The sequence below is a fragment of the Actinocrinis sp. genome (assembly GCF_035650855.1).
GTDB lineage: Bacteria > Actinomycetota > Actinomycetes > Streptomycetales > Catenulisporaceae > Actinocrinis.
In genome coordinates this window covers 1-9,269 of record NZ_DASRGV010000102.1, presented here as the reverse complement: position 1 = coordinate 9,269, position 9,269 = coordinate 1, and the positions used below count along the sequence as shown (strand labels likewise).

General features: G+C 69.4%; 8 protein-coding genes. All 8 read left to right on the top strand.

Annotated features, from left to right (window positions below):
- Window positions 1-96: 96 nt before the first annotated feature.
- A complete protein-coding gene (locus VFB40_RS08130) occupies window positions 97-2,232 on the top strand; it encodes a BTAD domain-containing putative transcriptional regulator (RefSeq protein ID WP_324848686.1) in 2,136 nt (711 codons plus the stop codon).
- 35 nt (window positions 2,233-2,267) lie between these two features.
- On the top strand, window positions 2,268-3,152 hold the full coding sequence (locus VFB40_RS08125; RefSeq protein ID WP_324848685.1) for a DegV family protein: 885 nt from the start codon (window positions 2,268-2,270) through the stop codon (window positions 3,150-3,152).
- Window positions 3,153-3,480: 328 nt separating this feature from the next.
- On the top strand, window positions 3,481-4,494 hold the full coding sequence (locus VFB40_RS08120; protein WP_324848684.1) for an efflux ABC transporter ATPase subunit, DrrA-related: 1,014 nt from the start codon (window positions 3,481-3,483) through the stop codon (window positions 4,492-4,494).
- A 90-nt stretch (window positions 4,495-4,584) separates the two neighbouring features.
- A complete protein-coding gene (locus VFB40_RS08115; RefSeq protein ID WP_324848683.1) occupies window positions 4,585-5,334 on the top strand; it encodes an ABC transporter permease in 750 nt (249 codons plus the stop codon).
- Window positions 5,335-5,421: 87 nt separating this feature from the next.
- The gene (locus VFB40_RS08110) at window positions 5,422-6,231 is read left to right on the top strand and encodes a Clp protease N-terminal domain-containing protein (RefSeq protein ID WP_349261389.1); all 810 of its coding nucleotides are present in this window, start codon (window positions 5,422-5,424) and stop codon (window positions 6,229-6,231) included.
- 134 nt (window positions 6,232-6,365) lie between these two features.
- Complete coding sequence (locus VFB40_RS08105) at window positions 6,366-7,217, top strand: ComEA family DNA-binding protein (RefSeq protein WP_324848681.1); 852 nt, start codon at window positions 6,366-6,368, stop codon at window positions 7,215-7,217.
- Between the two features lie 41 nt (window positions 7,218-7,258).
- Window positions 7,259-8,884 carry a ComEC/Rec2 family competence protein gene (locus tag VFB40_RS08100; RefSeq protein WP_324848680.1) on the top strand — a complete coding sequence of 542 codons (1,626 nt, stop codon included), beginning with the start codon at window positions 7,259-7,261 and terminating at the stop codon, window positions 8,882-8,884.
- 80 nt (window positions 8,885-8,964) lie between these two features.
- Window positions 8,965-9,269, top strand: a 305-nt coding sequence (locus VFB40_RS08095; protein ID WP_324848679.1) for an MBL fold metallo-hydrolase, incomplete at its 3' end; no start/stop codon positions are given.

The following is a 9,269-nucleotide window of genomic DNA, read 5'->3' as shown; positions in this document are numbered from 1 at the left end:
GTAGACGACCCCGCCCCTCCCACATCATCACCTCGCCAACTCAAGCCGGTGCCCGCGACCCCGCCTCCCGCACGTCCCGCACCGCGCATCAACGCCATGCCGCTTCCGCAAGCCCCGGCACGCGCACAAATCGCCCCACTGAACCAGCCCACCGGCAGCACTGCGCTAGTACGTCAGAACACGACGACAGCCACGACCACGACCACCACGACGACCGGCGGCGCCGCCATCATCCCGCGGCCCTCACACCGCGGCGCTACCTCCCCCGAGGAAAGTCAGCCCCCGTCGACCGAGAACCGGGTCCTCTACGGCCTCGCCGCCGCGCCGCTCCTCGCGGCCGGCCTGCTCAAGGCGCTCGGGCGGCACCGCCGCCGTCAGCTGTGGAACCGCGTGTTCGGCCGGCGACCGGTGACCGCCAGCGGAGACGGCGCGGTGGCCGAGGAGTCGATCCGGGTCGGTGCGGGCGAAGTAGAGGTCTGGTTCCTTGACCTCGCGCTGCGCGGGCTGTCCGCCGGGCTCGCCGAACGTGGCCGCAGCGTACCCGCCGCGTACGCCGTCCGGCTGCGCAATGAAGGCATCGAACTCCTGCTGGGCAAGCCGACCGACCCCGACGACCCAGAAGCCGCGCCGCCCCCTCCGTGGTTCACCGCCGCGGACGGCCGCTCGTGGAACTTCCCCCGGCCGGCGATCGTGGACGTCGACGCGCAGGCGGCACACCGCCGATTCGCGCCGTATCCCGGGCTCGTCACGTTGGGCGCGGTGACTGCTCCCGCGTCACCGGACGCGGCTGCCGCTGCCGCCGCCAACCCCGATCAGCTGATGATCGACCTCGAAGAAGCCCGCGGCCTCATCGGGCTCGACGGGCCGCCCGAGGTTCGCCGCGCCGTGCTCGCCGCCCTGGCCGTCGAGCTGGCCACCAACTCGTGGTCGGATCGTATGACGGTCACGTTGGTCGGCTTCCCCGGCGACCTGACCCCGCTCGCCCCGGCGCGCGTCCGGCACGTGCGCACCCTCGACGAGATTCTGCCCAGCCTGGAGATCGAGTCCGTCGAGCGGACGAAGGCGCTCGCCGCGGCCGGGCTCGACTCCGTGCTCGACGGCCGTTCCCGCGCCAGCCAGGCCAGTTCGTTCCCGCCGCACTTCGTGATCGTCTCCGAGGAGCCGCACGCCGCGATCCTGGCCCGGCTCTCCGCCGTCGCCACCACCGCGGCGCGCGTCGGGCTCGGCTTCATCGTCGCCGGCGACGTCGTCGGCGCGACCTGGCAACTGACGGTCAGTTCGAAGGGCATGATCAGCGCGCCGCTCCTGGGTATCGAAGCCAAGGCGCAACTGCTGCCCGAGGAGCAGTACGCAGCCGTCCTCGGCCTGTTCCGCGCGGTCTGCGACATCGAGGGCACCGAGGTCACCGCCGAACCGGTGCACCAGTCGGTCGGCTACAGCGGTCCGCTGCCCGACGAGCCGCCCGCCGTTTACGCCTCCCTGCTCGGGCCGCTCGAAGTCACCGGCGTCGGTGAAGTCGAACCCGAACGCGCACCGCTGCTCGACGAAGCGCTGGTCTTCCTGCTGCATCACCGCGACGGAGTCCACCCGCGGGTCCTCGCCGCCGCGCTCTGGCCGCGCGGCGCGACGGCGGACGTCGCGGAGGCAACCTTCGCCCGGCTCGCCACGTGGCTTGGCAACGACCCGCACGGACAGCCGAATCTGTACACGGATGCGGACGGGCGCATACGCCTAGGCGCTTACGTGTGGTCGGACTGGGACGTGTTCGTCTCCCTACAGTCACGGGCACTGTACGACGCATCGATCCAGGACCAGAAACAACGCGACGAGATGCTTAGGGCAGCGCTTGACCTGGTACGCGGCCCCTACCTCGCCGGTCGCGAACCGAACCGCTACGGCTGGCTGGCTTACGAAGTCGCCGAGGCACAAGTCCCGGCAGTTATCGCGGACACGGCGCTACAACTCGCCGACTCCTGCATCGCAGCCGAAGAGGCCGAAGCAGGGATCGAAGCGGTAAAGGCAGGCATGCGCGGCAGTCCCGACGATGAGGAACTATGGCGCGGTCTGTTGCGCGCAACCGCTGCGACGCAGGACCACGAACGGCTGCGTGGCGCTATCGAAGGGCTTTACAAGCGGACTTGGTACGTCCACGGCGTGCAAGGTCTCCACCCCCGTACTGAGGCGCTGGTGAACGAGCTGATGCCGGACTGGAGAGAGGTGCTCGCGGCTTAAGGACGACAGGTCCCACATCGACTATCGTGCGAACTATGGCCGGTCGGACAGTGGTGGTAACGGACTCGACCGCATGCTTGGCGCCCGAACGCGCGGCCGCCGCGGGCATCACGGTCGTTCCGCTCCAGGTAGTCATCGGCACGGAGTCGTACACGGAGGGCACGCCCGAAGCCAGGGCGGCGCTCATGGACGCCCTGCGCAAACACCAGCTCGCCACCACCTCGCGCCCATCGCCCGAACAGTTCGCGGCCCACTACCGCGAACTGGCCGAGGCGGGCGCGACCGGCATCGTCTCGGTCCACATCTCGGGCGAGCTGTCGGCCACGCACGAGTCGGCGGTTCTCGCGGCGTCGACGTCCCCGATCCCGGTCGAGGTGGTCGACTCCCGCTCAGTCGGCATGGGACTCGGCTACGCGGCACTGGCTGCGGCTGACGCGGCGGCCCAAGGCGAATCGGCAGCCGCATGCGCAGCCGCGGCGGCCAAACGAGCGACGATGACCTCGGCCTTCTTCTACGTCGACACGCTCGAGTACCTCCGCCGCGGCGGCCGCATCGGCTCGGCCAGGGCGTTCGTCGGCTCGGCGCTGGCGGTCAAGCCGCTGCTGCACCTGGTCGAAGGCCGCGTCGAGCCGCTGGAAAAGGTCCGCACGGCCGCGCGCGCGATCGCCCGGCTCGAACAGGTTGCACTCGAACGAGCCGGCCAGGACGCGGTAGACGTCGCGGTTCACCACCTCGGCTCGGTCCCGCGGGCGGAACTCCTGGCCGAGCGACTTCGCGAGCAGCTTCCCGGACTGTCCCGGGTGGCGGCCCCGGCGTCCGAGCGCGGAGGAGAACTGACCGTCTCGGAGGTCGGCGCGGTCCTCGGCGCGCACGCCGGTCCCGGCCTGCTGGCCGTGATCGTCTCGCCCCGCCTCCCGTGACGCAGTAGAGCGCTCGCCCGGATCACCCTTTCCCGATCCAGCTCGTCCAACGCCGCTGCTTCCCGCCGACCCTTTTCGCACGCCGCGCGTGTTCCCGCCACCTCTTTCCTCTGAATCGCGCGCCTCCCCGCCATCCCCCTCGTCTGCGCATCGCGTCCGCCTCCCGCCAGACCCTGTCCTAGCCTCGTGCGCCCCGCCAACCCCCTCCTCCACCCAACTTGCGCACCTGCCCGCCGCACCTCCCCAACGCGATATGTCTTGACTTTCGGAAGTCGAGCTATATCGTGTCTGTCGTCGAAATCGTTTCTCGTGGCCTGGGAGGGTAGCCATGCCCGCTGCGCAAAATCTCGCGGTGGATGCGAAAGAGCTGGTCAAGACATACAAGGGCGGAGTCGAGGCGGTGCGCGGCATCAGCCTTCAAATCCCAGCCGGCTCAGTCTTCGGTCTGCTCGGCCCGAACGGCGCCGGCAAGTCCACCGTCGTCAAGATGCTCACCACACTCTCCGCGCCGACCGCCGGGGCCGCCACCGTCGCGGGCCACGATGTCGTTCGCGATCCGGCCGCCGTGCGCCGGGCGATCGGCTGCGTCGCCCAGGAGTCCGGCGTCGACGTTCAGGCGACCGGCCGCGAAAACCTCATGCTCCAGGGCCGCATCTATGGACTGCGCGGCCGCGAGCTGAGCCTGCAGACCATCGAGCTGCTCGACCGGTTCGCTCTCACCGACGCCGCCGACCGCCTAGTCAAGACGTACTCCGGCGGCATGAAGCGCAAGCTCGACGTCGCGATGGGCCTCATCCACCAGCCCAGCGTGCTCTTCCTCGACGAGCCGACCACCGGCCTCGACCCCGAGGCCCGCGCCGAGATGTGGGAGCAGATCAAGGAACTGGCCTGGGATCGCGGGCTCACCATCCTGCTCACCACGCACTACCTGGAGGAGGCCGACCAACTCGCCCAGCGCCTCGCGATCATCGACAAGGGTCGCGTGGTCATCGAGGGAAGCCCGGACGAGCTGAAAGCCGAATTGCACGGCGACGCGATCACGCTGGAGCTCGGCTCTGACGCCGACGTCGAGCGCGGCCGTGACCTGCTCGGCGAGATGACCGTGGTCAAAGAGGTCGCGCAGGACGGCCGGATCCTGCGAGCGCGCGCTGCAGATGGCGCGGGCACCGTACCCGGCTTAATCGGCGCGCTCGACGCGGCGGGAATCACCGTCACCGCCGTCACGGTCGCCCGCCCCTCGCTCGATGACGTGTATCTGCGGCACACCGGCCGATCGTTCTCCGCGGCTGAGGAGGAGGCGGGACGTCCAGGGCGCTCAGACCGCTCCGCCGTCGCCGCATAACCAGCCGCCTGTACTTGCGGCCTCCGTCAACCGTCTTGCCCACGTCCGCGAAGGGGAGGAACAGTGCTTGCGCTTACCCACACCTGGTTTATGACGCAGCGTCACTTTAAGGCGTTCATACGCCAACCGATGTACGTCGCGTTCACACTCATTCAGCCGGTCATCTGGCTGTTCCTATTCGGCCAGCTGTTCAAACGGGTCACGGACCTGCCCGGCTTCGGCACCGACGTCAACTACATCACGTACCTCGCGCCAGCCGTCGTCGTGATGTCCGCGCTGTTCGGAGCCGGTTGGGGCGGGATGGGAATCCTCGAAGACCTCAACCGCGGCGTCATCGACCGATTCCTGGTCTCGCCGGTCAACCGCGGTTCGCTCATCGCCGGACGCCTTATCGTCCAGACCGTTGCCACAGTCATCCAGGCCGTGATCATCCTCATCCTCGGCGCCATCGCGGGTGCCGACTACCGCCAGGCGGTGCTCGGTGCGCTGGTGCTGATGGTGGCCGTGAACCTGCTGGCGACCGCGATCGGCTCGCTGTCCTACGGCCTCGCGCTGGTCGCGCGGAAGGAGGAATCGATCATCGCGGTCTCCAACTTCGTCCTGCTGCCGCTGCAGTTCCTGTCGACCGGGTTCATGGCCGCCGCGCTGATTCCGGGCTGGATCCGCTCGGTCGCCGCGTACAACCCGGTGAACTGGGCGCTGACCGCGGGACGCGGCGCGCTGCTGGCGAATCCGGACTGGGGATCGATCACCGCCCACCTCGGGTACCTCGCGCTGCTGGTGATCGCCTGTGGACTCGTCTCGACCAGGGCCTTCCGTGCTTATCAGCGTTCGATCTAAGCGGCGCCTCCCGAGCCGTTGACTTCTGCCCCCATTGGGGTTATCAACTAGGTATAACCCTTCACTAACCCCATTGGGGGAGGCATGGTGCCGAAGATCAACGTCTACGTGCCCGATGAGCTCGCCGAAGCCGTCAAGGAGGCCGGCATCCCGGTCTCCGCGGTCTGCCAGCGGGCGCTCGAAACGGCGGTTCGCCGGGTCACCGCCATCCGGCAGGCCGTGCTCTCGCCGACTTCAGGCCTCGGCACGTCCGACCGGCTGACGCACTTCACCGAGCGCGCCCGCACGGTAGTGAAGATGGCCGCTCAAGAGGCACGTGACCAGTCAGCTTCCGAAGTCGGCACCGAGCATCTGCTGCACGCGATAGTCGCCGAGGGCGGCAACATGGCGCTGCACGTCCTCAGTGCCCTTGAGATCGAACCCGACCAGATCACCCGCGAGCTCGAACAGCGCCGCGGCGCCGCGCAGTCGCAGCATGCGACCGAGCCGACTGACAAGGACGCGGGCCGCGAGCCGGCCGCCGCTGCCGACGCGGACGACTTGCGGATCGGAGCCCACGCCGCCGCAGCGCTCGAACTCGCTGTCACCGAGGCGACCTCATTCGGGCACAACTACGTGGGCTGCGAGCATCTGCTGCTCGGTCTGATCGCAGAACCCGATGGCACTGCCGGACAGATCCTGCGTGGACTCGGCGCCGAACTGCGGCTGACCCGACGAGCCGTCGGCGCCGCGGTGGCCGGGTACTACATCCATGCCCAGCAGAGCCAGGCCGCCAGCGCACCGACCGTCACCGATCCGATGTCGAAGCTCTCGACACTGATCGACCAGCAGCTCAAGCCGGTGGTGCAGCGGCTGGAGCGGATCGAGAACAACCTCAACCTCGGCGGCAACGGCTGAGTCTCCGTGCCCGATTCCCGCGTTCCGAAAATAGTTATCCACAGATGTTCTGGAACCAGGTGATTTGAACCCCGCGGCTCCGTAACGTCGAAAGCGAAGATCACGACCGTGGTCCCCGCCTTCGAGGAGCCGTCATGTCAGGGAGCGAACGCGCTGGTTTCGCGCACTACGAGTTCGGCAGGGCCGCCCGCGCGGTAGCCGTCGAACACGCCGCCGCGCCGCGCAGGCCCGGCCGATTAGACCTGCTCATGCAGCAGATCAACGATCGATTACCGGTGACCCTGCGGGGCCGGTGGCGGCTCGATCGGCGCACCGGCACGGCGCTGGCCGCCGCCGTCGCTTTGGCGGCCGTGGTACTCGGCGGCTGGACCCTGTTTCGCGCACAGTCGAAACAAGTCGCCCAACCGCAACTGCTCACCGCCGGTCATCCTGTTCACCGGCAGGCCTCCGATTCCGCAGCGCAGGATGTCGAGGCGCAGTCGGCCCGTCCCGAAGGCGCGCCACCGGCGGCCGCGCCGTACCCTGCGACGTCGGCAATCGGCATAGTCGTCGACGTGGAAGGCAAGGTCGCCAAACCAGGCGTCTTCCACCTGCCGACCGGCTCCCGCGTCATGGACGCGATCAGGGCCGCGGGCGGCGCCTTACCGGGAACCGATCTGGTCCCACTCAACCAGGCGCGCGTTCTCAACGACGGAGAACAGGTACTGGTCGGCGCGCCCGGCGGGCTCGACGCAGGTCCCGTCGCTCCCGGGCCGACCTCGCGGGCCGGCGGCCGCGGCAAGGTACCGCTGTCCGGGCCGATCCATCTCAACACCGCCACGGCGGACCAACTCGAACAGCTTCCCGGCGTCGGTCCCGCGATGGCCCAGCGCATCCTGGACTGGCGTTCTGAGCACGGCCGGTTCACCTCGATCGGGGAGCTTCAGCAAGTGCACGGGCTCGGCCCGACCAAGTTCGCCGCCCTGCGCCAGTGGGTGACGCTGTGAGACGGCAGGGCGGCCCACCAGATCTCAGACTTCTGCCGCCGGTGCTGGCCGGGTGGGCTGCGACCTGGATCGGCCTTTCGCTCCCGCCCGAGATCACCGCCTTGGCCGCGACCGCGATCGCCATCGGGGGAGTAGCGGGAATGGTCCAAGCGCGGCGGCGCGTGGCAGCGCATCCGCTGGCCCCGGAACCGTGGTCGGCCGGGCTGTGCGCCATGCTCCTCGTTGCCGCCGGACTCGCCTTGTCAGCCGCACTGCACGTCGCGGTCGGCTCCAACGGGCCGGTGCCTGGCCTGGCAGCGGAATCAGCCTTCGTCGGCACCGCGCTGACGGTGACCGGCGATCCGCGCCGAGTCGAGACGAGCCAGAAACCATGTGCCGCGGCCCCTCCCGAGGCGGGAAGCGGCTCGCAGGCCCACGGCGCTTCAGGTTTCAACCGTAACCCGGCCTCATCGACGCTCATCCTCGTACCGGTGCGCATCACGCTGGTCACCACCGAGAACGGCGCGAGCTACCAGGTCGGCACTTCGGCCACCGTCATGGCCAAACCGCACTCGGGCGCGGACCTGGACGCCTGGCTCACATTGCTGCCCTCGGAACACCTGATCGTTTCCGGCCGGCTCGAACCCGCTCGCGGCGGAACACGCGACGCGGCGCTTCTCGTCGCCCGAGGAGCGCCAAAGGTGATCGGCGGCCCTTCCACACTCCAAAGCCTCGCGGGAAGTCTGCGCGCCGACCTTCGGGAGGCGGCGTCCACGCTGCCTGCCGAAGAGGCCGGCGTGCTGCCCGCGCTCACCGTCGGCGACACAAGCCACGAGCCGACTGAACTCGCCGACGCCCTCAAACGCACCGGCCTTACCTACCTCACAGTCGTCAGCGGCGAAAACCTGGTGTTCACAACCGCCGCCCTGCTCCCCCTCGCGCGGTGGCTGGGTCTGCGGGGCCGCGCCGTCACCGGAGCGTCCGCCGTCTTCGTGCTCGGATTCACCGTGCTGGCCAGGCCGGGTCCGCCGATGGTGCGGGCAACCGTGATGTCGCTGCTCGGCTGCATCGCGTCGCTCTCCGGCCGGAGGTTCCGAGCGCTGGCGACCATGGCAGCCGCCGTGCTCATCCTGCTCCTCATCGATCCCTGGCTCGCGCATACGTACGGCTTCGCGCTTTCTGTGGCGGCGACCGCTGGACTGCTTATCGTCGCGCCCGGCTGGTGCGACCGCATGCTCGACCGCGGCGTTCCGCTGTGGGCGGCCGGGCCTGCCGCAGCGACCGCCGCGGCGGAGGTCTTCTGCGAGCCGCTGCTCGTCATCTTCACCGGCTCGTTGCCGCTTATCGCAGTGCCCTGCAACGTGCTCGCGGTCCCGGCCGCGCCCGCCGCCACTGTGCTCGGTGTCAGCGCGATGGCCGCGGACGTGGTCTCGCCGGCGCTCGGCCATGCCGTCGCGTGGGTTGCGCAGTGGCCGGTTCGGTGGATTTGCCTGGTGGCCCGAACCGGGGCCGAGGTGCCCGGTGCGGCGATCGGTTGGCCTACCGGACTCGGCGGTTGCGGTCTGCTTCTGGCCTGCTACGTGGCCGCTTGGCGGCTGCTGCTGCGAGTTCGTGTCCGGCTGACCTCCGCCACTGGCGGATCAACGCCACTATGCCGGACTGGTCTAGACAAGATCGGCTTGGTGTAGATATGACTGAGGTTCGTCGCCGAGGGAGGGGCGAGCAAGCGGACCGGAGCGCTGGAGGGGAGTGCTCGCGTCCAGGCTCGGTGGTAGACACCGCGCGCCGCCGGAAACTGCTCCGGCTGGGCGTGCTGGTGTTAATCGGTGCGCTGGTCGCGGGGGCCGTGGCCCTGGTGCGGCAGGCTGCGGCACCCGCCTGGCCCCCGCGTGACTGGTCCATGGCCGTCTGCGATGTCGGCCAGGGAGACGCGCTGCTCCTGCATACCGGCCCCGCGTCAGCCATCGCCGTGGACACCGGCCCGGAGCCAGCCCGCGAGGACGCCTGCCTGCGCCGCTTCGGCATCACCAACCTGCCGCTGGTGATCCTGACGCACTTTCACGAGGACCACAT

Bases quoted from the DNA above. Each gene is read 5' to 3' on its own strand.
- VFB40_RS08130 (WP_324848686.1), top strand. From the start codon at position 97: ATGCCGCTTCCGCAAGCCCCGGCACGCGCACAAATCGCCCCACTGAAC.
- VFB40_RS08120 (WP_324848684.1), top strand. From the start codon at position 3,481: ATGCCCGCTGCGCAAAATCTCGCGGTGGATGCGAAAGAGCTGGTCAAG.
- VFB40_RS08105 (WP_324848681.1), top strand. From the start codon at position 6,366: ATGTCAGGGAGCGAACGCGCTGGTTTCGCGCACTACGAGTTCGGCAGG.
- VFB40_RS08125 (WP_324848685.1), top strand. From the start codon at position 2,268: ATGGCCGGTCGGACAGTGGTGGTAACGGACTCGACCGCATGCTTGGCG.
- VFB40_RS08115 (WP_324848683.1), top strand. From the start codon at position 4,585: ATGACGCAGCGTCACTTTAAGGCGTTCATACGCCAACCGATGTACGTC.